This is a genomic window from Photobacterium japonica (genome assembly GCF_050337005.1).
Classification (GTDB): domain Bacteria; phylum Pseudomonadota; class Gammaproteobacteria; order Enterobacterales; family Vibrionaceae; genus Photobacterium; species Photobacterium japonica.
The window spans coordinates 43,322-65,263 of record NZ_JAKJSN010000010.1 but is presented as its reverse complement, the minus strand read 5'-3'; the positions used below and the strand labels follow the sequence as shown (position 1 = coordinate 65,263).

At 47.6% G+C, this 21,942-nt stretch carries 18 protein-coding genes; 11 read left to right on the top strand and 7 right to left on the bottom strand.

Annotated elements, in window-relative coordinates; all coding sequences use genetic code 11:
* Window positions 1–362 precede the first annotated feature (362 nt).
* From L4C36_RS03270 to prsT, 3 genes are read right to left on the bottom strand one after another with little or no spacing between them, the layout of a single operon-like run.
* Window positions 363–782 (bottom strand): VanZ family protein, encoded by a 420-nt coding sequence (locus L4C36_RS03270; RefSeq protein WP_428476352.1) that lies wholly within the window; start codon window positions 780–782, stop codon window positions 363–365.
* Between the two features lie 24 nt (window positions 783–806).
* Window positions 807–1,577 (bottom strand): S1 family peptidase, encoded by a 771-nt coding sequence (locus tag L4C36_RS03265; RefSeq protein WP_428476351.1) that lies wholly within the window; start codon window positions 1,575–1,577, stop codon window positions 807–809.
* 33 nt (window positions 1,578–1,610) lie between these two features.
* A complete protein-coding gene (gene prsT / locus L4C36_RS03260; protein WP_428476350.1) occupies window positions 1,611–4,379 on the bottom strand; it encodes an XrtA/PEP-CTERM system TPR-repeat protein PrsT in 2,769 nt (922 codons plus the stop codon).
* A 184-nt stretch (window positions 4,380–4,563) separates the two neighbouring features.
* On the opposite strand from prsT, the gene L4C36_RS03255 reads away from it, so the two are divergent.
* Genes L4C36_RS03255 through L4C36_RS03235 form a run of 5 tightly spaced genes read left to right on the top strand, consistent with a single transcriptional unit; the run spans window position 4,564 to window position 10,191 of the window.
* A complete protein-coding gene (locus L4C36_RS03255; protein ID WP_428476349.1) occupies window positions 4,564–5,670 on the top strand; it encodes a GNAT family N-acetyltransferase in 1,107 nt (368 codons plus the stop codon).
* 38 nt (window positions 5,671–5,708) lie between these two features.
* Complete coding sequence (locus L4C36_RS03250; RefSeq protein ID WP_428476348.1) at window positions 5,709–7,433, top strand: arsenate reductase/protein-tyrosine-phosphatase family protein; 1,725 nt, start codon at window positions 5,709–5,711, stop codon at window positions 7,431–7,433.
* A complete protein-coding gene (locus L4C36_RS03245) occupies window positions 7,423–8,391 on the top strand; it encodes a polysaccharide deacetylase family protein (protein WP_428476347.1) in 969 nt (322 codons plus the stop codon). Before L4C36_RS03250 ends, L4C36_RS03245 begins: the two co-directional genes overlap by 11 nt.
* On the top strand, window positions 8,384–9,397 hold the full coding sequence (locus L4C36_RS03240; protein ID WP_428476346.1) for a glycosyltransferase: 1,014 nt from the start codon (window positions 8,384–8,386) through the stop codon (window positions 9,395–9,397). Before L4C36_RS03245 ends, L4C36_RS03240 begins: the two co-directional genes overlap by 8 nt.
* Before the next feature lie 2 nt (window positions 9,398–9,399).
* On the top strand, window positions 9,400–10,191 hold the full coding sequence (locus L4C36_RS03235; RefSeq protein WP_428476345.1) for a hypothetical protein: 792 nt from the start codon (window positions 9,400–9,402) through the stop codon (window positions 10,189–10,191).
* Here the strand turns inward: L4C36_RS03235 and L4C36_RS03230 are convergent.
* Window positions 10,184–11,638: a polysaccharide lyase domain-containing protein gene (locus L4C36_RS03230; RefSeq protein WP_428476344.1), complete on the bottom strand. Its 1,455-nt coding sequence runs from the start codon at window positions 11,636–11,638 to the stop codon at window positions 10,184–10,186. The two genes, L4C36_RS03235 and L4C36_RS03230, sit on opposite strands and share 8 nt — an antisense overlap.
* 190 nt (window positions 11,639–11,828) lie before the next feature.
* Here L4C36_RS03230 and L4C36_RS03225 point away from each other — a divergent pair, with 190 nt between their 5' ends.
* The 6 genes from L4C36_RS03225 to L4C36_RS03200 all read left to right on the top strand — a co-directional run bounded on the left by L4C36_RS03225 (window position 11,829) and on the right by L4C36_RS03200 (window position 18,199).
* The gene (locus L4C36_RS03225) at window positions 11,829–12,752 is read left to right on the top strand and encodes a hypothetical protein (protein ID WP_428476343.1); all 924 of its coding nucleotides are present in this window, start codon (window positions 11,829–11,831) and stop codon (window positions 12,750–12,752) included.
* Window positions 12,753–12,805: 53 nt separating this feature from the next.
* Window positions 12,806–14,290, top strand: coding sequence for an oligosaccharide flippase family protein (locus L4C36_RS03220; protein WP_428476342.1), 1,485 nt, complete (start codon window positions 12,806–12,808; stop codon window positions 14,288–14,290).
* A gap of 89 nt (window positions 14,291–14,379) precedes the next feature.
* Window positions 14,380–15,717 (top strand): putative O-glycosylation ligase, exosortase A system-associated, encoded by a 1,338-nt coding sequence (locus L4C36_RS03215; protein WP_428476341.1) that lies wholly within the window; start codon window positions 14,380–14,382, stop codon window positions 15,715–15,717.
* Window positions 15,718–15,871: 154 nt separating this feature from the next.
* Window positions 15,872–16,900, top strand: coding sequence for a GHMP family kinase ATP-binding protein (locus tag L4C36_RS03210; protein ID WP_428476340.1), 1,029 nt, complete (start codon window positions 15,872–15,874; stop codon window positions 16,898–16,900).
* A complete protein-coding gene (locus L4C36_RS03205; protein ID WP_428476339.1) occupies window positions 16,888–17,478 on the top strand; it encodes a D-sedoheptulose-7-phosphate isomerase in 591 nt (196 codons plus the stop codon). Before L4C36_RS03210 ends, L4C36_RS03205 begins: the two co-directional genes overlap by 13 nt.
* Window positions 17,462–18,199 (top strand): nucleotidyltransferase family protein, encoded by a 738-nt coding sequence (locus tag L4C36_RS03200; protein ID WP_428476338.1) that lies wholly within the window; start codon window positions 17,462–17,464, stop codon window positions 18,197–18,199. The genes L4C36_RS03205 and L4C36_RS03200 overlap by 17 nt, the downstream gene beginning before the upstream one ends.
* A 150-nt stretch (window positions 18,200–18,349) precedes the next feature.
* On the opposite strand, the gene L4C36_RS03195 is transcribed toward L4C36_RS03200, so the two are convergent.
* From L4C36_RS03195 to L4C36_RS03185, 3 genes are read right to left on the bottom strand one after another with little or no spacing between them, the layout of a single operon-like run.
* Entirely contained in the window at window positions 18,350–19,516 is a 1,167-nt protein-coding gene (locus tag L4C36_RS03195; RefSeq protein ID WP_428476337.1) for a glycosyltransferase, read from the bottom strand.
* Window positions 19,517–19,525: 9 nt separating this feature from the next.
* Window positions 19,526–20,695, bottom strand: coding sequence for a glycosyltransferase family 4 protein (locus L4C36_RS03190; RefSeq protein WP_428476336.1), 1,170 nt, complete (start codon window positions 20,693–20,695; stop codon window positions 19,526–19,528).
* Window positions 20,692–21,942, bottom strand: coding sequence for a glycosyltransferase (locus L4C36_RS03185; protein ID WP_428476335.1), 1,251 nt, complete (start codon window positions 21,940–21,942; stop codon window positions 20,692–20,694). Before L4C36_RS03185 ends, L4C36_RS03190 begins: the two co-directional genes overlap by 4 nt.

Below are 21,942 nucleotides of genomic sequence, written 5' to 3'. Positions count from 1 at the left end.
CGGACAAATTTGGAGTATTAGCGTGATGACGTGAAGAGGTCGTATCCGTTTTCGTGCTGTCATCGTGTTGAATTGGCCGCGATTTTACTGAATATAAACGATTGCGCAAGCGTTTGCTTTTTGGCGGGTGCGACGATTTTTTTGTGAAATATGTCACTGAAATCCATTAAAACACTAAAATATCAATAGCATGCATTAATGATGGGTGTGGGCGGGAAATGGCGATAAGCGGTGATGAAATGTTTTTATGGTTAATATCAAAAATTCAGATAGTACAGGGTGTGCTGAGAAGATGTACAAAGCGGATGTCGTTCGCTCGCTGTGTGTGATGTGTGACGACGATAAAAGGGAGGTTTACCTATTTATGCGGACTGTTTTTTCAGGAGGCGTTCGATTATTTGTAAGCTGTAATACCCTGCGATCACGCCGATGACATTGGCGGCTCCATCTGCCCAGGATGCTTCGCGTCCCGCCATGTCGATGCCTTGTAAGTACTCTAGCCCTGCCCCATAGAGGGCAAGTAATAAACAACACAATTGAAAGCGGTGACGAGGGACGGCAAGGAATCCCAAACAGGTAAAAAGGCCATAAACGCCGAAGTGTAAAATTTTATCCAGTGCGGCGATGTCGTATTGCTTGAGATCCGTGAGATCCCCCGTTTGTGCCGCCGGTCCGAGCGAGATGATACCGACCCAGATGGCGTAGCTGATAAACGCCGTCCATCGTAGGGTGCGTTGCCAAAAGCGGCGCTTAGGAAGAGGGGGAGAGTACGAGGGCGGCATGTCGGTGGCCTTGTGATTGTGGCGTTATGGGTTTTGTTTCAGAAGGGTAATAAGGTGTTTAACCGGAATGGCATAGGTGATGGCACTGGGGTCGGTCAGTGCAGATTCACGGCTTGATTTCACAAAGACTTTGTTGATCACCGCAATGACTTCCCCCGTGTCAGGGTGATACACCGGACTGCCACTGTTACCGGGGTAGGCGGTGGCATCAAACTGGTACACGTTATAAGGGCGTTTAAGTTGCTTGAGTTGTTGAATGCTTAATTCTTTCGCATTGCGTGCTGGAGTTGCAATGGGGGTAATGCTGGCCACAATACCGCGATGTGTCGCGGGGTGTAGGCCTAAGATCGCGCCAATGGGAAAGCCGGTAAAGCTGTACATTTCCCCTTCACGAACAGGGCGTGTTGATAAGGCCACGGGAGGGAGTGCGGCCCCTGAAATTCTCAACAGGGCTAAATCATGGCGGGTGTCACGGGCGATCACGGTCGCCTGACGCACATCTGGACTGTTACCTTTCCCGATAAATACCACAAATGAAGTGTTCTTTGATTTTTTCACTCGGTCATCCACCACATGGGCATTGGTGGCGATGAGTGATGGGCTTACGGCGAACCCCGTCCCGTGCAGTTGGGCGCGGGGCGTCGCTAAGCGGTTATAAGTGCCGACGCCGACGATGGAGGGTTTCAGTTTCGCAATGGTGTCGGGCAATCCTGCGATGGCTTGGGATAATGCCCCAAGTAGCATAATCCCAAGCCATGCGAATACACCCGTGTATCTCGTCCATTGCCTTGTCATGTGACCCTCCACGTAGTCGGCTCTTGTCGGTTTTTATTGATTGATGGCCTGCAATAATTGCTGCTTTTTCGCCTGTAACTCGTCATCTTTCGGCGCAAGTTGATCCAGAATGATTTGAGCCTGTGCATGCTGGTGGTTCATGATGAGGCTCTCAGCATAATGCAGCCCAACTTCCACATCTGAAGACAAGTTTTCATACGCCGTTTTCAGTGGCGTTAGCGACTTTCTCGCATCGCCGGCCTTGAGTAAGCAATAGCCATAAGTATCTTGAATCTCAGGCGCTTCTCCGGCCAGTTTGTAAGCTTTCGTCGCTGACATACACGCTTGTGTGATGTCATCTTTTTCGATGTAGAGCCACGCCAAGTTATTGAGTGCAATTACATTATTGGGTTCTTTTTCCAAAATGTTTTGGTAATGTAAAATCGCAGCATCCGGTTTATCCTTTAACTGCATTTGTGCCAGTAATAGCGTCAACGGTTCTGCCGCTTGACCAAACTGTTTGATGACCGTTTCTAAAAAGCCGGCGGCTTTCGACGTTTGATTGTTTTGCGCGTAAGCAACGGCGAGATCCTTGGCTGCAGAGAGGCTCGGTTGTTGTTGGTAACGCTGCTTATAAACCGTAATCGCCTTCGTATACTCTTGTTTCGCATTATAGAGTTCACCTTGCAGACGTAAGAAATACACGTCCTTCTTCATGGCGTCAGGTTGTGCGTCTAACAGGGATTGGCTGGCGTCGAATTGCTCATCTTTGATGAGTAACCCTGCTGTCATCAGGATAAATTCAGGGCGGTCACTGAACAATTGGGTCGCTTTATTGGCTACATTAATGCCGCTTGAATAGTTGCCCGTCAGCTCGCTGACCTGAATGGTACGGATGTACGCTTCCGGATTGAGAGGGTCGCGATCCAACCATTGGTTGGCAGCATGAAACGCTTTACGGTAGGCGTCTTGTTTGAAATACAGTAACGTCAAAAAGCTCCAGGTATCCGCGGATTGCTGATTTGTCGCAAGCGGTTTAAGCAGATTGACCCCTGCCGCATAGTTACCCAGAGAGGCGTAACTGCGGGCGAGAATCATTCTAACATCGATACTGTCAGGGTTCTCTCTTACGTGTTTTTTGTACAGTTCAGCCGCTTGTTCGCGTTGTGCGTCTGTTTCCGAATATTGGAATAGGTATTTAGCCACCACATAGTTATTCAGGTTATCTTGCGCAAGTAATAGCGTGTTATTAAAGGCTTTTTCTTTCTCTCCCTGAATGAATTGGAGTTGGTTCAGGGACAATTGCGTCGTGAGGTTGTCAGGGGCAAGTTGGGCGGCTTTGCTGAAGTGCTGTTCTGCATGGGTATAGTCTTTATTCTGCATCGCCATATGGCCTTTCAGCATCATAGCGACAGACTCATCAGGCGCGGCGGCCAACCAACTATCCACGGCTGTTGCCGCTTCAGCGTTTCTTTCGTTATTGAGGTAGTAATAAATGAGACCGAGGTTGGCCTCTGTTGAGGAAGGGGCTTTACGGAGAACCTCTTGGAGTCGAGCGACACCTCGCTCATCATTGCTGCCTAACTGAATGAGCCCTAAACGCAATGCGGCATTATCTATCTCGTGACTGCTTGCTTTAGTTGCCAATGCAACGGCATCCGTTTTTCGGCCTATGCGGGCGAATTCCAAACTCATTTGAGTCGTAAAATCATTGTTTTCTTCTACGGAAAGATCAAAGGCATTCAGTGTCGATAATGCACCGTCCATATTCCCCAGTTGAAACTGGGTTGAGGCGAATAACCGTTTTACGAAATGGTTACTGTCAACAAAGGGGGCGACCCGTGAAAAATGGCGATTTGCTTCGTCATAATTCCCTTGTTTATAGGCGGTGACCCCTGAAATGATCATCGCACCATGGTTTTGGGATCCATTTTTTATGGCCACGTCTGCATGGGATTTTGCCACATCGTATTCTTCACGATCATAAAGAATAATCGCCTTCAGTTCATTGGCCAGCGCATGCGCTTGGTGAATACTGAGCAGGCGATCCACATAGGGCTCCGCTTTGATGTATTGCTGATCTCTCACTAATGCTTGTGCCAAAAACAGGTTGTAATGAATGGCGAGTGGGGTCAGTTCGACGGCTTTGGTGTAGGCCTTTATTGCTTCATCATGCTGACCAGCAGCCAGTTCAAGGTGCCCGATGATCAGCAAAAGATCACTACTGTCGCCATAGGTGCGATGTAACGCACTCAATTGTGCGAGTGCTTGCTCCTGCTGTTGTTGTTCAGCCAGCAGGCTGCTGTGTGCGAGCACCACATAATAGGCCTCACGATCAAAGGTTTGGGCTTTTTGAACCATGACTTCTGCGTCATCGGCTTTGCCATGCTGAAGCTGAACAATGGCCTTGATAGCCAAAACGTTGGCCATCGCGGTGGGATCATCCAGTGTCGATTTCGCAACCAGTTGATTCAGCGCGTTAATGTCGCTTTGGCCGAATAATGCCTGAGCGAGTAATGGGGTTAGGCGGTTGACGTCACCGCCATTGCGTATGGCTCGGCTGAATTCTTTTTCTGCTGCAGCGAAATTACCGAGGCGCAAATACGTTTCGGCGAGCAGGTGGCGGGACTGGATGTTTTCTGGCGCCTGTTGAATGGCATTTTTGAGTTCAAGGATGGCGGCATTGATATTCCCTTTTGAAAGGTAGTCTTTCGCATTAGAAATATGCTGCTCTGGCGTTTCTGAATTACAAGCGGTCAGAAGAAGTGTAAAGGCAATGGCTGTACTGCTTGTTTTTAGAAACGAAAGTAACCGACATTCCATAGATACCTCACGCAATAATAAAAAAGTTTACTTCAAGTAATCTTAGTAAGAATAATCACATATGAAGAGATAAATTTATTCTATACATCTTGGTCGGTGGATTTGTTTATCGTCCATATTCATGTCTATTCTTACTGATGACTCAGGTAGCTATGACCATGTGAGTGTCATGACAGGGAAAATGATGGATAGACAAAAAAATAACATTCAATGTGAGGTTTTTTTTAATCCGGATAAGGCTTGGGTAGCAAGGGTGTGGCAATCGCTGGATCAGCAAGCGTCGGGTAATTTTTTTCTTTCTTGGAAATGGATCGGATGTTGGATTGAGTGTTTTGTCGATAATTTTTACCTTGTAGAAGCTCGGCAAGGCAGCAAGATTGTTGGCCTTGGCATTATTGTCGAAGCGGCTGGGAAAACGGGGGTAGGGCAGAAAAAGCGTTACTACCTGCATCGAACCGGTGTCGAAAAATATGACCAGATTTGGATTGAATATAACGATTTCTTGTTGAATGCAGCATGCGCTAAGGCTGTGAGACAACAAATGATGTCGACGGTGATGCGTACCCTGATTAAGAAAGATATTTTCGTGGTGGGTGCCTGCGACAGTGAGGTGTTTAGCGGTACCTTTCTTCCTCATTTGGCGCGGCAGTGTTTGTGGGAAACAACCACATACATGCTAGACCTGAAGCGATTGAAAGCGCAGCACGGTACTTTAGATCGTGCTATCTCCCGCAGTGCTCGTTATCAAATTCATCGCAGCATGCGTCAATATGCATCATTAGGGGCGTTGACCGTGACGACAGCACCGTCCATCGAGGACGTGGAGCAGTATTTTGATGAGGCGAATCCTCTTCATGTGAAACGGTGGGGAAATAAAGCCGGGCAAAGCGGCTTTGTGAATCCGGATTTTATGCGTTTTCATCGCCAAATGAATAAAAGAAATCATGATGTGATGGCCGTGAGCAAGATCATGGCTGGCGAGCACACGGTGGGCATTATTTATAACTTTCATTGGCAAGGACGGGTGTATTTCTATTTAAGTGCATTGAATTATGACTTGCCGATTAAACATGCCAAGCCAGGCCTGGTTGCACATTACTTATTGATTAATCAGGCGTTATCACAAGATGCTGAACGCTACGATTTTATGGGGGGATCGACGCGGTATAAACGCACGTTCGCCAACACGGAATCAGGACTGGCGGTGTATGCCTTTCAGCAGCCGACGATGGCGCTGCACGTTGAAAATACCATCCGCGATCTCAAACATCGATTGCAATTGACTGACTAGTACAAAGCGTAAAGCGACGCCGTTGCCAAGGTGGAAACATGAGTACAGAACAAGGACGAAAGCCGACGGTATTAATACTCGGTGAAGACACCCGCAGTTTTTTAAGTGTGATCCGCGCTTTGGGGGAGGCGGGATATGCGGTGCACGTTGTGTGTTACGACCGCACCAGTCCCGCGCTCTCGAGCCGGTATATCACAATGGCAAAATTTTATAACTACCAAGCGTATTCTCAATCGCAATGGTTAGAGGCTGTACAGCAACTGATTGAACGGTATCAGTTTGATGTGATTATTCCCTGTGATGAGCGGTCGATTTATCCCTTGTGGTCTGTCAAAGAGACCTTACCAGAAAAGACAAAACTGGCCATTGCCAACGATATCGCATTAACGGCGTTGTTTGATAAATGGAAAACCAAACAATTGGCCATCGCATGCGACGTGCCTATTGCGCATGGTCGATTAGTCACGCTATCCGAAGAAAGTTATCCCCGTTTGGCACATGAATTTGGCGACAGTTTTGTGATTAAGCCGCTGCAGTCATTTGACGAAGAGGGGCTCAATAAACGCCAGAATGTCAGCATTATTCATAATGATGAGGACTTTAATCAGGTGTCACCAGCGGCGGATACGGTGATGGTAGAGGCGTTCTTTTCCGGTTGCGGTGAAGGCTTGTCAGTATTTTCCGTGGATGGCCATCTTCAGATGGCGTTTTCGCATCAACGTGAAGCCGAGCCTAAACATGGGGGCGGGAGCTCTTACCGAAAAAGCATACCGCATGATCCTGACCAATTGGCTGCGGTGGCTGCGATGTGTCGTGAAACCACGTTTACCGGTGTGGCCATGTTTGAATTTCGGCGCAATCCTGACACGCGCTCCTGGATCTTGGTGGAGGTCAATGCCCGCTTTTGGGGGTCATTGCCCTTAGCGGCGTATTGCGGTGTCGATTTCCCTGCAGTGTATGCGCAATACCTGCTGGACGGTCAATTGCCGAGCCAGCCTATCATGACGTATCCCTTGCATCGTTATGCGCGTGCGTTAACCGCCGATTTCTACCAGCTACGGCGTGAATCCGGTATACGGACGATCAGCCAGCGATTGATGCAGTATGGACGGATCGCCTTAGGGCGCGAGCGTATCGACAGCTTTACGTGGCGAGATCCTGTCCCCTTTTTACGCGAGGTGATGGCGATTGCGGAGCAAATTGCACTGGGCGTATGCCGCCGTTTCCCGTTGTTATTGAAATACCGCAGTGTGCGTACACAGTCACGATTAAAAGCGTTGTTTAAGGCTAACCCCCGTCGTCGCATTCTGTTTATTTGCTATGGCAACATTATGCGGAGCCCGTTTGCAGAGCAGGTGTGTAAATCGCTGTTTGAACGTGATATGGCGGTGTGTGATGTCGAATCCTTTGGCTTTCATGTGCCTGAAAATCGGCAAAGCCCAGAGGAAGCTCAAGCGGCGGCACAGCATTTTAACTACCGCCTCGATCAGCACCGATCTAAGTGTTTGCGTCAGTGCGACCTGCTTGATGACGATATTGTCTTCTATTTTGATGAGCGAAATGGCAGCACGATCGCCGCCAGTTACGATATTGCGAATGCGTTTTGCTTGGCCGATTTGATTCCGCTGCGCGCGGCGATGCAACATGAAGTCGCAGACCCTTATGGTCACGGTATGGAGGGCGTTACAACGTGTTATACCCAAATTGAGCGTGCAATTGCCTACTTGTTGAGATGTTATCAGAGGGATGTGTATGGTCGCTAAACTTGCCGTTGTTATTCATGCAGAAGAAGAGTTTGATTGGTCGGGAGGGTTCAAGCAACATCAAGACCAAGTCACACACCATGTTGAATTAATTACGTTAATTGATGACATGTTGGCGGTGGGGGCCAAAGTCACGTTAGCGATGGATTACCCGTTTGTCACCAGTGACGGTGGCCAGCAAGTGATTGCCCATTGTCAACGTTACGGCAAAGAACATATTGAGTTTGCCACGCACCTACATCCGTGGGTGACGCCGCCGTTCGATGAACATAGTAAAAATGGCGAAGTAGCCAACATCCTCTCTTATCCGGGCAACCTGACGGCAGAGTTGGAATATGAAAAACTGAAAACACTGACGGATGCGATAGAAGACGTGACGGGGCAACGGCCAGTGACGTATTTAGCTGGGCGTTATGGCATTGGTTACAACACCGCGGGTATTTTGAAGCGGTTAGGCTACCGGGTCGATCTGAGCATCAGTGCATTTACTGATTTCACTCATCAAGAGGGACCCGATTTCCGGCATTATAATAACCAAATGTTTCAGGAGGGGGCGATCACCTATCTTCCGCATACCTGCTGTCGGTACTCGGCTTTTCCGCCATTAACAAAGGTACTCAATAGCACCCCAATGTTACTCAATAACAACGACTTGGCGAGCCGAGTGGTGAAAAAATTTCTCGGGGTAAAAACCTATCGTTTATCACCAGAGGGAACGGGGTTAGCAGATATGATCACCGCCGTTGAAAATCAACTTCGTCTGGGTCATGAGCACCTCATTATGTCTTTTCATTCTCCCACGGTGAAACCGGGTATGACCCCTTATGTTTCTAGTGCGGATGAGCAGCAAGCGTTTACCACCACAACGGTTGACTTCATTAAATGGTTTAAGGGAGTACCGAATTCGGAAATGGTGACACCAGCCAATCTCAATGCTACCGGAGGGCATTATGGTTAAATCGCATTCACCTTTTTTTTCAGTGATCATCCCAACGCGTAATCGACCTGCATTATTCGAGTTAGCGCTAAACTCAGTGCTAAGTCAGCACTTTGAAGACAAAGAAGTTATCGTCGTGAATGACGGCAGTGATGATGAGTATGTCACGCAGTACGAAGCGATCATTGAAAAACATGCCAATGTGACGTTCTACTCGTTGGTTCAGCGCGCCAATGGACATGGACAAAGCTATTCAATGAATTTTGGCGCACAAGCCGCCAAAGGGGAGTACCTCTGTTTTTTGGATGATGATGACTATTGGACCGATGATGCATACTTGACGCGTGCCAATAATAATCTGTTAGGAAAGCGGATTGATTTGTACTACTCCAATCAAAAGGCATTCTTTTCTGATGGTACGCAGAATGAGAGTAATGTCTGGATTGAAGATTTGATAGAAAAGAAGGAGTTTATCCTGAAAGAGAACAACAGTGCTTACCCTGTAGATACTCAAACCTTACTCGACAGTCAGGGGTTTGCGCACTTGAATTGCTCCATATTCAAGCGTGATTTTTATCAGTATATCGGTGGCATGGATGAAAATATCCGTTATGAATGTGACCGCGATATTTATATCCGATCCATCGATAAAGCAGATTATATTCTTTATGATCCGGCCTTTGTGTCATACCACAATATCCCAGATAAAAATGATGATAAAAACATGTCGACCGCTGTCACTGTATTTGAAAAGCGGCTGTATCAATTAAGGGTGTATGAGAAAGGCATATTGCACAGTGTGCGATCTGAAATTATTCAACATTGTCGCTATGGGAAAAGTGTTCAGTTCAAGTTTATTGCGGAAGCTTTTGCTGAACAGGGGAAGTACCACCGTGCCTTTTCGTATGCTTGGCAGGCTCTGGCCGATGGCTTTTCAATCAAGTGGTTGCTGTATTGCCATTACTTAGCGGGTAGAAAATTGTTTAGCCATAAAAGTCATTCCGCTGCCATTGAAGAGGGACGATAAAGATGATTGATGTAAAAGATGCCGTTACCAAAGCACGATTGTTGTTGCCGACACAGCATGTCTTTTTGATCAGCCACATGCGAGCCAATACCAGTGTTGTCTCTCACCTAATCGGCAGTCATGATGATATCTCTGGATACTATGAAATGCACATTGGGTATTACAGCTGGAAGAGTTTGATAAATCAGAAGTTTATATTTCATGAGCAAAATGTATCTGAACCTTTAACGCCCATTTATTTTGATAAGTTGTTACACAACGATCATGGTGTCAACCCAGCACTGCTCGGCCATCAAAATGTAAAATGCCTTTTCTCAATCAGAGAGCCAATAGCCACCATTAATAGTATTGTGAAGCTGTACCGTTCAAAACACCCAGAGCACCCGTTCACAGAGCAGCATAATGCCGCGGTATATTATTGTGAGCGTATTCAGGGGATCATAGATTTTGCGATGGCCTTTGAAGGAGACAATGCGTATTTGTACTACGATGCGGAGGCGTTGATCTCTGATACAGAAACGGTATTGGGCGAGATCCAACGCTATATTGGTTTGGATTCCCCTTTTGAAACCACCTATAAACAGTTTGCGCAGACAGGGAAGAAAACGGCCGGAGACAGCTCAGAGAATATTCTCTCCGGCAAAGTGCTACAGAAGAAAGGGGACAGCACCGCTCTGGATATCGATGAGGAATTGCTGCTGCAATGTCAGGATGCGTATGTTCGTTGCCGCACACTGCTGAAAAGCCGCAGCTGGGTCAGTGAGGGGGTAGAGCCCGCCACGACGGTCAGTTAGCCGAAAAGCAGGCTTTATCTTGATAAATCGCCCCGATGTAGGCTGTGCCTTGATGAACGCGATTGCCGCAAAAATCATACACGGTCTGCGTTGTTGGTTTGGCTTCTAATGCATAATCAAATAACGCATCAGGGTTGATGACGGAAAACACCCCATTTTGTGGCGCGGTAAAAATAGCATTGAGTGCATTACTCTGTCGCAGAAAGGATGCCGGCGACACGAGATTGTTAATGGTATCGATATGGGCTGCATCACGCGGCTTAATCCGTCCGTTTAAAATGTTGTTGTAAACGGTGGCACTCGATATTGGGAACCGCACATCGATGCCCGCGGTATTATAGAGAGTATTGTTATTAATCGTGACTGACGATGCGCGCTGGCTATAAATGCCCACATCATTGCAATGCAGAATAAGATTGTTACGCATCACCGCTTCCGTCACTTCATAATCGGCTTTATCCCTGCGGTGATCTTTTTGCATACCACCGCCACCAAATGAGAGCCCGACCTGACTACCCGGATAGCTTTCTTTCCCTGTATTGCAGATTACTAAGTTTTGTTCAAATACGCCCCCCTGAATGCCCCCTTTCATGTACGCCCCATAACTGACGCGGTTGCCGCCCAATTTAATGAAATCATGAATAATGTTCTTTTTGATGACCCAGTCACTGCCATGGTCAAGGTTGATAGGGGTAACAGAAAGGTGGGTGTTGCGTGGGGAGGTCGCACCAAACACATTGTTATTAATCAAGCCATTATCGGGATAATTGGCATCCTGCTGGTTGATTTTTATAGCGGCATTAAAATCATAAAACGTGTTGTGTGCCACTTGTGTGTAATCGGCATCGCCGACGATATGTAAGGCATGATCACACTGGCTATGCTGCTCACAGGCGCCGATAAACTGAATGCCTTCAATCTGCCAGTGTGGCTGGTTAATGACAATGCCTTCTCGGCTATTGAGTGCGAGGGTGACTTGGCCACGAGTGGCCGCCATAACCCGAATCGGTGCCGAGGCACTGGCGGTTTTTGAGCTGATATTGAAGCGTTTACCTTTTAGTTCATAGCGGCCATTTTCAATCACAATGGTTTGTCCCGGAAGCACATCGCGTAAAGCTGACAGAAGTCCCTGACTGGTGCTCACCGTTATCATTGAAGAGGGAGGAAGGGGATCGCTGTTCGCTGCAGGACCTATATTGGGCCAATTGCGCGGCGTAAAGTGCTGCTCGAACGCATGCTGGGTCGTGACGCGTTCTGACAGAGACAGTAATAACTGGGCGGATGAGGCGGAGTAGGGCTTCACCCATTCTGCCGAGTAATGAAACAGCTCACCTAAATTACTCACTCGGCTCCCGACATGCGCGGCGCCTTTTACGCTGACAGCGAGAAGCACGATGTTAAAAAGCACCCCACAGGCAAAGACATATTTTTTAAAGATTTTTTTCACGTATTTGCCTTTTGATTGGTTTATCTCTGCAAGAAACAAGCGCGTGGATTACACACCATCTAACAAATATATACCAATGCCCATAATATGAGGCGTTGCATTATGGTGTTTTTTTGTTTTGTGCCATGCTTAAAAATGACGCTAATTCGATGTTTTCCATCTGTGCGTCAGTGACATGGAGGGCGGCACGATGCACCACTGGATTGACAGAATAACGCGCACAGTCGGTAAAGTATTTTGTGACAAGCAGTTGGTCAAAATTCTTCACTCTGAACCGGTAACGTGCCAGTCGGAAACGCCAGTCTTGGTGTTTTCTATGATTGGGCATCGGGTGGTGAATGACTACTTGGTGGCAGTCAAAACCCTTTTGCAGCGGTGTCCTGTGTCGCAAGTGCACATCTTAAATGATGGGTCATTAACAACCGGCGATAGGGCAACGTTACAGCATCACTTACCGCATTTGGTAATTCATGAATATGCCGATGTGGATATGACTGGGCTACCGCGGGGGAACTGTTGGGAACGCTTGGTGACGCTGTTAACCCTGGCGGAAGATAACTATGTGATCCAATTGGATGCCGACATTGTGGTGAATGGTGATATAGCTGAAGTGTTGGTGGCCATTGTGCACAATGATGCCTTCTTATTAGGCTCCCCGGAATGGTCTGTGCCACTGTCAATGAATGAGATGTCCTCGATCGCCAAGCATTGGGGGGAATGCCACATTCAAGGGCGCTCAGAGCAAGAGTTTGCGGGGTTGCCGCTTTTTCAACAGACGACGGCCTCGTATTTTCGTGGGTGTGCCGCGTTCGTGGGGTTGCCTGCGGGAACCCAATATTTGCCCCTGTTGAAGCAGTTTTCGGCGCAGATGACTCAGGCGCTAGGCGAAGATAAATGGAACACGTGGGGCTCGGAACAAGTTGCTTCCAATGTGATTGTCTCATCGGCGAAAGGGGCCCATGTCTTGCCTTGGCCGAAATATCAAACCTTTATGTTTCCCCCCACAGAACATCCGCACGATGAAGCGTCATTGATTCATTTCATGGGGACTTGTCGATACCAGAGGGGGGCATACCGGCGTATTGCGACGCAAGCCATGCAAGATCTTGTATGAGGCGAGTGACATTATCCACGGGTATGAGTGACACCAATCAATAGGGAAGATGAATGGCAATATCCGATCAAGACGGACTGATGCACAGTGCTAAATGGGCATTGATCTGTAATTGGTATAGCCGAGGTATCGGTCTCGTCAACACCCTTATCCTGCTGAAATTACTCGGAACAGAAGATTTCGGTATTGCCGCGCTGGCGACATTTTTTGTGTCGTTATTTGAAGCTTTCTCCCACATGGGAACCAATAAATTTGTAATCACACAGGGCAAGATGTCAAAACGGGAATTGGATAGTGTATGGACGTTAGGGTTGGTGCTGAAAGGCTTTGCGTCTGCGCTATTATTTTGTTCGGCCGATCTCATTGCTGATTATGTCAACAATGCGGCGATGGGGGATGTGATACGAGCAACTTCTTTTATTCCCCTGTTATTGGGGCTGCGTAATGTGGCGCTTGATGTAGAGGAAAAAAATTACAATTTCAAATTGCTGCTGGTCAATACCATGATCGCCAAAACCGTGGGTACGGTGGTTTCTATCAGCTTGGCCATTTATTTGCAGTCATATTGGGCGTTGATCATTGGGGTGATCGCTCTCAATACTACGGAAATCATACTGGGCTATGTCATGTGCCCTTATTGGCCAAAGTTGTCATGCCGTTATTGGCATAAGCAGTGGAACTTCTCAAAATGGCTGTATTTTTCATCTATTTTTGGTTACTTGCGTTCTCGTATCGACGTGTTGATTCTCGGTAATCTAGTGGGTACCCGCAGTGTGGGGGTCTACAATGTGTCGACGGAATTTGCTTGGTTATCTTATGTCGAAATCGTTGGCCCGATTAACCGGGGATTATTTGCCGTTTTAGCCAAATTGCATGACAACCCATTAATGTTTCAGTACCGATTATTGAAGCAGATGAGTTTAAATTTGCTGATCGTTATTCCTTGTGCTTTTGGCATGATGGCCATCGCCGGACCTTTTACCGATATTATTTTGGGCGATGAATGGCAGGATGCAGAGGCCTTGATTGTGAGCATCTCATGTTTGATGATTGTGATGGCCACACACGGCTTGATCAATACCGCGTTAACCGTGAAAAAGAAATTGGGCGTTTTGATGTTATCCGACATTATCGCCATTGTTGTGATCGCCACGGTATTTTTTCTGCACCGTTCATCCACCGTACAAGAACTCGCCGAGCTAAGAATGTGGGTCGGGGTTGGTTTTTTAGGGTGGCTACTGTTTCTGAATTACCGCATTTTGAACATTGCCGTGTTTGATTTGGCATCACTGTTTGCGATTCCATTGGTGGCGAGTGTCGTGATGTACTTTGGGGCGCATGAAGTGGTGACCTCAATGGATAACGTCATTGCACAATTAGTTTTTGCGATACTGACGGGGTGTATATTGTATATCAGCGTGTTCGGTTTATTGGCTTATTTGTTTCGCCAGAAATTTGTCTATTACTGGGAATGTTGTGATTTTACGTATGCTTATCTTCATAAGAAAATCAGCGTAACACTTCAAAAGGAGAATTAAATGGAGTCCATTCTCTTTTTAGTCGCCTTAATCGCATTCATTCTAGTGACTCATTTATCGATAAAAGATGATGATAAGGACGATAACGAATGAGGGACCTCGTATTTGTACTGGTCATTGTTTGTTTAGTCCTTTTGGCGCTGCGTAAGCCGTATGTCGCGGTCACGTTGTGGTTATGGACGGGGCTTTTTGTTCCTAAATACTGGTTACATGGTTTTGCTGCAGGAATCAGCTTCAATAGCCTCTTTGTGCTACTGACATTTATTATGTACGTGGCCTCTCCGGATAAACGTGCGTTACGGTCAACGCCATTATTAATTGTATTTTTTCTGTTTTTTGCCCACGTCACATTGACAACGGTGTTTACGGTGGCGGATCCCGACTATGTGTTTAATGAATGGGTGAAGTTTTCAAAAACAATATTAATGATGCTATTTATGTTTTTGATTATTAAATCAAGAAATCATTTCAACTATTTATTAATGGCATATGTGTTCTCACTGGGGTTTATGGGGGTTGTCGAAGGACTTAAATTCATGGCCACGGCAGGAGGGCACCACATAAAAGGGCCGAGCAATAATATTTTATCCGACAATAATCATTTTGCGTTAGCCCTGTGTATGGTGATGCCTGTCGTGGTTTACCTATTGGGGCAATACAAACAAAAACTGTATCGTATCGGACTTATCACCATCTTGATTTTATGCGTCTTAGCGGTATTGGGTACTCAGTCTCGAGGCGGATTTATCGGACTAACGTGTGTGGGTGGGTTCTTCTGGATCAAGAGTAAACGGAAAATACTCACGCTGGTCGGGTTCGGTGTATTAACGCTCCTTGCTCTGCAGTTTTTACCTGAAAAATGGTTCAACCGTATGAATACAATAGAAAATGCGGAAGAAGACGGATCATTTATGATTCGGGTGAAAGCGTGGAAAATGTACACATTGATGGCCATGGAACGCCCAATGGTGGGGGGCGGATTCCGCTCAATGCAGTTTGGCTATGTTTGGCGTTCGGTGGCAGGGGATTTTGAGAAATTATCCTTCATTGAATCCCCTGAACCCGGAGAAAAAGGGTGGGCGGCACACAGTATCTATTTTCAGGTGCTTGGGGATCATGGTTTCTTGGGCTTAGGGCTCTTCTTGGGGGTCATTAGCGTCGCGTATTTCACGTTAAGTAATATTATGCGAAAAGTAAAAGACCTTGAGCGACTGCGATGGCAATACAACCTTGCAGGTATGCTGAAATTATCCATAGTGGCGTATTGTGTGTCAGGCGCCGCGTTGTCGTTGCCTTATGCGGAAGCGTGTTGGTCGTTTATTGCGGTGGCGATTGCATTGGATTTATCGATGCGAGAGTCACTCGATGAGATCAAAAAAGAAAAGCGACAGGTTACGGCATCTGAGCAACCTCAGCATGCGGGATAGCAGGGCGGATGGGGTGTCTTTAAAAGAGGATAACCCCGTACTCCCCATCGTCCGACATTTTCTTGCATAAATTCATTTGCTCTACCACTCTAAAATAGTTGTTGTAATTTTTTGTGGTCTTGTCATTTATTTAACACTGACAGAGGGCTTGTCAATGATTGTACGCTCACGTTCACCACTGAGATTAGGATTAGCAGGCGGAGGGACCGATCTGTCCCCCTACTGTGATAAATACGGGGGGTGCGTGCTCAATGCGACCATTGACATGTATGCCCACTGTACTATTGAAATGGATGATGATATTGAAGGCGTGTCCTTTTATGCGCAAGATATTGATGAACATTTTCATTCTGATTTAACGGGACAATTACCGTTAGACGGTCGGTTATTATTGCATAAAGCAGTATATAACCGTGTTATTTCTGAATATAACAATGGCAACCCGTTATCACTTAACGTTTATACCCATTGCGATGCCCCTCCTGGCAGTGGATTGGGCTCTTCATCGACCATGGTTGTTACCATGATCAGCGCTTATCAGAAATTGCTGAATTTACCGCTGGGTGAATATGATATTGCACGACTCGCGTATGACATTGAACGGGTTGATTGCCAGCTCTCTGGCGGAAAGCAGGACCAATACGCGACCACGTTTGGTGGTTTCAATTTCATGGAATTTCACGATGAAAATAAAGTGTTGGTGAATCCATTGCGGATCCGACGGTCGATTCTTAATGAGCTGGAAACCCAGTTGTTATTGTATTTTACCGGCGTATCTCGTTCATCAGCGAAAATCATTGATGATCAGGTAAAAACCACATCGGGTAATACAGAGAAACCGTTGCAAGCCATGCATGAGGTGAAGCAATTGGCGTTTGAGATGAAAGAGCGATTACTGCATTCCGATATCTCCGGTATGTCGCATTTATTTCAGGAATCGTGGGTAGCCAAAAAAGCCACGTCGCCCGCCATATCAACACCTCTGATTGAGCAAATTGAAGATCGCGCCATGAGTGCGGGGGCCACGTCGCTGAAAATATCAGGTGCCGGTGGCGGCGGATTTATGATGCTCTTTGTCGATCCACTGAAACGCATTGCCGTTGAGAATGCGTTAGAGGATTTAGAAGGGACGGTCCATCCGTTTAAATTTACTCAAGAAGGAACCCAATCATGGAAAGTTTAACGTATTTTCAGCAAAGCATTGTCCAGTCTATTGCGGTGAAACAACGGTTGGTGGAATCCCCTGAAGTGATGGCGACCATCGGGGAAGTCGCGGATCTCTGTTTAGCTGCATATAAGCGCGGTAATAAAGTTATTTTAGCCGGTAACGGGGGGAGTGCCGCCGATGCGCAACATATTGCGGCGGAGTTTGTCAGTCGATTTAACTTTGATCGCCCCGGTTTGCCGTCGATGGCATTAACCACTGATACGTCGGTGCTCACGGCGATAGGGAACGACTACGGGTTCGAGAAGTTGTTTGAACGGCAGTTGCAAGCCAATGGCCTGCCGGGGGATATCTTCATCGGTATTACGACATCTGGCAATTCGCCGAACATCCTCAAAGCCATGGCTTATGCGCGTGAACATGGGATTACTGCTGTTGGGTTAGCGGGACAGGGCGGTGAAATACAACATGCCAGTGATTTGTGCATTGCTGTGCCGTCATCTGATACGCCCCGCATCCAAGAGACCCATATTCTGATTGGCCACATGATTTGTGGTTATGTGGAGAAGGAGTATTTCAATGGCTACGCAGGATGACATTGTTGCTATCGTGCTTTGTGGTGGGCTCGGCACACGATTAGGGGATATGACCAAATCCCAGCCGAAGCCCATGGTGGATGTGGCTGGTCGCCCTTTCATTGAGCGTGTGTTGGATAATTTAGTTGAGCAAAACGTATCACGCATTGTGCTTGCTGTGTCCTACTTACGGGATGTGATTGAGCACTATTTTGGTGCCTCATACCGCGGCGTCGCCATTGAGTATAGCGTGGAAGATGAACCGCTTGGGACGGGGGGCGCGATTGTGAATGCGGTGCGCCAATGCCAACTCGAACAGAAAACCTTGCTGGTCGTGAATGGTGACAGTTATTGTGAATTTGATTTAAGCGGGATGCGTCGGCAGTTGTCGGATGCCAATATCGTAATGGTCATTAAATATCTTCATAACACCAGTCGCTATGGCACAACGCAGTTAGATCAAGAGAGCCGTGTAATTGGTTTCTTAGAGAAGAAACGCAGTGCGTCTGGTTACATTAATGCGGGGATTTATTTGCTGCGTGGCAGTGAATTTTCGTCGAGCCCATTGCAGACGTTCTCGTTTGAAAAAGCGTTTCTCGAAGGGGCGGCAGCACGATCCCTTGAGGTGGTCAGTCAGAAGTCAGACAGTTATTTCATTGATATTGGTATCTTTGATGACTACATGCTGGCGAATGAATATTTCAAGCAACATGATAATGTGACGCATGAACGGCATTTTTAATAACGGTATGTATCATCAAAGCAGAAAACAAAAGCCGACAAGTTGTCGGCTTTTACTATGGTTTCTAATTAATGTTTTCTAATTAAATGGCTGTTGTGGTTTTTTAATAACGTGGTACGTGGTGACTGAGGCTATTAAGTGTGATGGCCGTTAAGCTCGGTAAAGTGATTTATACGCTTCTACCATGTTATGTTCACTGAAGTCTTGCTCGATGCGATGGCGTGCCGATGCGCCCATATCCGGTAGTTGATTCTTCTGGTGATAAAATTCCAACAATGCCGTTGTTAGCGCGGCTTGATTTTCAGAGGGCACACCGATACCGGTACAGCCTTCGATGATCACTTCACCAATTCCGCCGACGTTGGTCACGATATGAGGAATCCCCATCGACATTGATTCCAATAACGTCAGTGGGATCCCTTCAGCAATAGAAGACAAGACAAAGGCATCAAAGCGGGCATATTGGGCTCGCATATCGGTTTGGCTGCCGGCGAAGTGGATATGCGTGCCGGGGGGCGATTGCACCACGAGCTGCTCTAACGCAGGCCGTTGATCACCATCACCCACTAATACCAATTGGGTGTCTTGGGCGAATGTCGGACTCTGCCGACATGCTTCTTGATAAGCCCCGATCAGTAATTGCTGGTTTTTAACACTTTGCAGCCGAGCAACATGGCCAAAGGTGAATGTCGGGGGGAAAGAGACGACATTGTTCTCTTCTGTGCGAGGGATATCGTCATAGTCAGGCTCAGCGTCAGGATCGGGCTTGACGAAAGATAACGGCATCGCCGGCTGAAAGTGATCGGTATTGATCCCGTTGCGAATCAAAAGGAGTTTCTTTTTCGGTATGCCCACATCGTTGGCGAGCCACTGGTAGAGATCATCAGACACGGCCACCATGCGATGAATTAAGCAGGCACAGAGCCGGCGGAGGTAACGGTATTTTTTTACTTTTCCGAACGGGTCGTAGGTGTCACGACCATGTTCAGCATGGATACGGACGGAGACACGCGCTGCTGCCGCCACGCATTGGTATTCAATGGTGGCAAGGTTATAAGTTTGTACGATATCAGGTTGAATTTGGCGTAGATGGCGGTAGATCGTTGGATATAAACGCACACTGTTACCGGCAGGTTTATGCAATGTAATCATCGTGACAGGGTATTGCAGTTGCTGCACGATATCATCGCCGATGGTGGTCAGGCTGATAATGGTGTGCTGATACTGTTCACCCATCTTGTTGATACAGTTAACGATCAACTTTTCCAATCCGCCAATGTGAAAGCCGTGAACAATGTGAACCACTGACTGGGTCATGATGCATCCTTATGAGCGTTGCTCAATCGTGATCGCGGATTCTGTGCACACCTGCGTCAGCAGGTGGACGATCTTTTGGCCATTACTGTCCCATGTTAACTGCTTCTCTTGAATGGTTTGGCTGGCTTGTTGGCGTAGGCGATCACGCAATGTCGGTGATGTGATCAAGGTTTCAATCGCATCCAGCATGCTTTCCATATCACCGTTTTTAAACAACAAAGCGTTATGATCATCGGTGAGCAGCTCTTTGATGTTATCGGCATCTGGCGCCACAATGGCTTTACCCGCCGCCAAATATTCGATGAGTTTTAAGGGGGAACACCAAGGGGTGACCGCCGGTTGCAAGGCAATGTCAATTTGTGCCAGCCATTGAGGCATGGCATCGCGAGGCACCAAGCCAGTGATATGGGTTTGTTCGGTGATCTGAAGGGCTTTGGCTTGCGCTTTGAGATCGTCTAACACGGGGCCGTCCCCAATGATCAGTAACTGGATGGTCGGGTCATTCAATGCGGCGATACGCGCCATAACGGCATCTAATCGGTGCCATTCCCGACAAAAACCCACAAAACCAATCACGGTTTTCCCGTCAAATTCAGGCATACGAGAGGCCGGTAAGTCAGGATAAAAGTGTGCCGTGTCAATACCGTTTGGGATCACTGTTACGCGAGAAGAAGGTACGCCTGCATCATACAAGTACCCAGCGAGAACATGGCTAACGGGCAAAACATGATCGGCGTTACGCCACGTATAGTATTCCGACCAGCGCGCTAACATAGGTAGATGAATGCCCGTGTAATCGTGACGCTCTTGGAATAAGGGGGAATTGACCTCGAGGATTAAGGGCAGATTAAACCAGGTTTTCGCCCAAATACCGGAGGGTAAAAAGAGGTTATAACGCTCGTAAATAGCATCCGGTTGATGCTGTTTAATCGCACGGTATAACGCGATGAAATCATACAGGCTATAGCCAAACTCCAACAGCTCTGCCACCGCCCCGGGTAACCGACGGCGCAGTGTGGACACCCAGCCGCCATTATCACCAAAATCTGTGTTTTCACTGATCTCTGGCGCCACCACGATCACCTCATGGCCTTGTTGCCGTAAGGCGTGAATGATGGCGTCAATGTGAACAAACTGACCATCTCGTGATGCCACACGATGGTGATAAAGAATTTTCATGAGGCCATATCCTTATGCGGTGATGGGGAAGAGGTGTGCGGTGCCGCAGATGATGAGGGCGTCGTGGAGGCAATGATTTGCTCAAAAAGGTGATAGAGCAAGTGGGCGGTATCTTCCCAAGAAAACCGTTCTGCGTGATGGCGCGTTGCTTGGCGGTCGGGGCGTTGATGTAATAGTGTCTCGATGCCCTTGGCCAAACTGACGGCATCACGTTCAACCAATATACCGGCTTCTGGACAGTTAACCACTTCCGGTGTGCCCCAAATATTGGTGGCGACGACCGGTGTGCCACAGGCCATCGACTCTAGTAACACATTGGCCCAGCCTTCTCGGTCAGAGGCCAGAATGGAGAGGTCGCAGGCTGCAAAATAACGGGCCAAGGTAGGTTGGTCGACCCCGCCAAGAAAGCGAATACGATCGCCCATTCCTTGTTGCTGGGCTTGCTGTTTCAAGGCTTTTTCGTTGGGACCGGTTCCGGCGATCAGCAGCATGGCTTCAGGGTGAGACTGCATGGCCTCAATCACTAAATGGTGTCCCTTTCGTTCTATGAGCCAGCCAACGGAAATAAAGAGGGGGCGATCAACGGGTAAGTCTAATTCAGTGCGCAATGCGTGTTGTTGGTGGTGATCGACAAACGGAAATAAGGCTAAATCTACGCCATTGCGGGCAGTGGTGGTCGAGGCCGGATTGGCCCCGTGCAAAATCATGGTTTGGCGTAATGCCTCACACACCGCCAGATTATGGTGACTGTGCCTAAACACCTGCTGTATCTGGCGCAGGGGGCGAGGGAACGACGGAATAAGATTAATATCGGTGCCGCGCGCTGTCATGGTAAATGGCAGGTTAACCTGCGCCGCCACTTTTTCTACCGCGACCCCTTCGGGATAAAAATAGTGCCCATCAATACAGTCAAAATGCTCCCCTTGTTTTAACAAAGCGCGAACTTGTTTAAGGATGCAATGATGGAGTGTGACGGGCAGCAATTGCATCCCGATTTTAGGGACCGCCAGATAACGAGGGTGATAAATCGTGATGCCATGCCGGGTTTCTTGCCGTGGTACATCGGCATAACGGGCATATTCCCCAAAGCGTGGGTGACTGGACGGAAACCAAGGCACCGGCGCAATCACTGTGCACCCGACATCAGGATGGTGCTTTTGCAAATGACGAAGTCGATTTTCCACAAAGATACCGTGCTTCGTATCGTTAGCATTGGGATATAAGGTGGTGATTGTGAGTAATTGCAT

Coding starts and splice junctions, on each gene's coding strand:
- L4C36_RS03270 (WP_428476352.1), bottom strand. CDS start 782: ATGCCGCCCTCGTACTCTCCCCCTCTTCCTAAGCGCCGCTTTTGGCAA.
- L4C36_RS03265 (WP_428476351.1), bottom strand. CDS start 1,577: ATGACAAGGCAATGGACGAGATACACGGGTGTATTCGCATGGCTTGGG.
- prsT (WP_428476350.1), bottom strand. CDS start 4,379: ATGGAATGTCGGTTACTTTCGTTTCTAAAAACAAGCAGTACAGCCATT.
- L4C36_RS03255 (WP_428476349.1), top strand. CDS start 4,564: ATGGATAGACAAAAAAATAACATTCAATGTGAGGTTTTTTTTAATCCG.
- L4C36_RS03250 (WP_428476348.1), top strand. CDS start 5,709: ATGAGTACAGAACAAGGACGAAAGCCGACGGTATTAATACTCGGTGAA.
- L4C36_RS03245 (WP_428476347.1), top strand. CDS start 7,423: ATGGTCGCTAAACTTGCCGTTGTTATTCATGCAGAAGAAGAGTTTGAT.
- L4C36_RS03240 (WP_428476346.1), top strand. CDS start 8,384: ATGGTTAAATCGCATTCACCTTTTTTTTCAGTGATCATCCCAACGCGT.
- L4C36_RS03235 (WP_428476345.1), top strand. CDS start 9,400: ATGATTGATGTAAAAGATGCCGTTACCAAAGCACGATTGTTGTTGCCG.
- L4C36_RS03225 (WP_428476343.1), top strand. CDS start 11,829: ATGCACCACTGGATTGACAGAATAACGCGCACAGTCGGTAAAGTATTT.
- L4C36_RS03220 (WP_428476342.1), top strand. CDS start 12,806: ATGGCAATATCCGATCAAGACGGACTGATGCACAGTGCTAAATGGGCA.
- L4C36_RS03215 (WP_428476341.1), top strand. CDS start 14,380: ATGAGGGACCTCGTATTTGTACTGGTCATTGTTTGTTTAGTCCTTTTG.
- L4C36_RS03210 (WP_428476340.1), top strand. CDS start 15,872: ATGATTGTACGCTCACGTTCACCACTGAGATTAGGATTAGCAGGCGGA.
- L4C36_RS03205 (WP_428476339.1), top strand. CDS start 16,888: ATGGAAAGTTTAACGTATTTTCAGCAAAGCATTGTCCAGTCTATTGCG.
- L4C36_RS03200 (WP_428476338.1), top strand. CDS start 17,462: ATGGCTACGCAGGATGACATTGTTGCTATCGTGCTTTGTGGTGGGCTC.
- L4C36_RS03195 (WP_428476337.1), bottom strand. CDS start 19,516: ATGACCCAGTCAGTGGTTCACATTGTTCACGGCTTTCACATTGGCGGA.
- L4C36_RS03190 (WP_428476336.1), bottom strand. CDS start 20,695: ATGAAAATTCTTTATCACCATCGTGTGGCATCACGAGATGGTCAGTTT.
- L4C36_RS03185 (WP_428476335.1), bottom strand. CDS start 21,942: ATGCAATTACTCACAATCACCACCTTATATCCCAATGCTAACGATACG.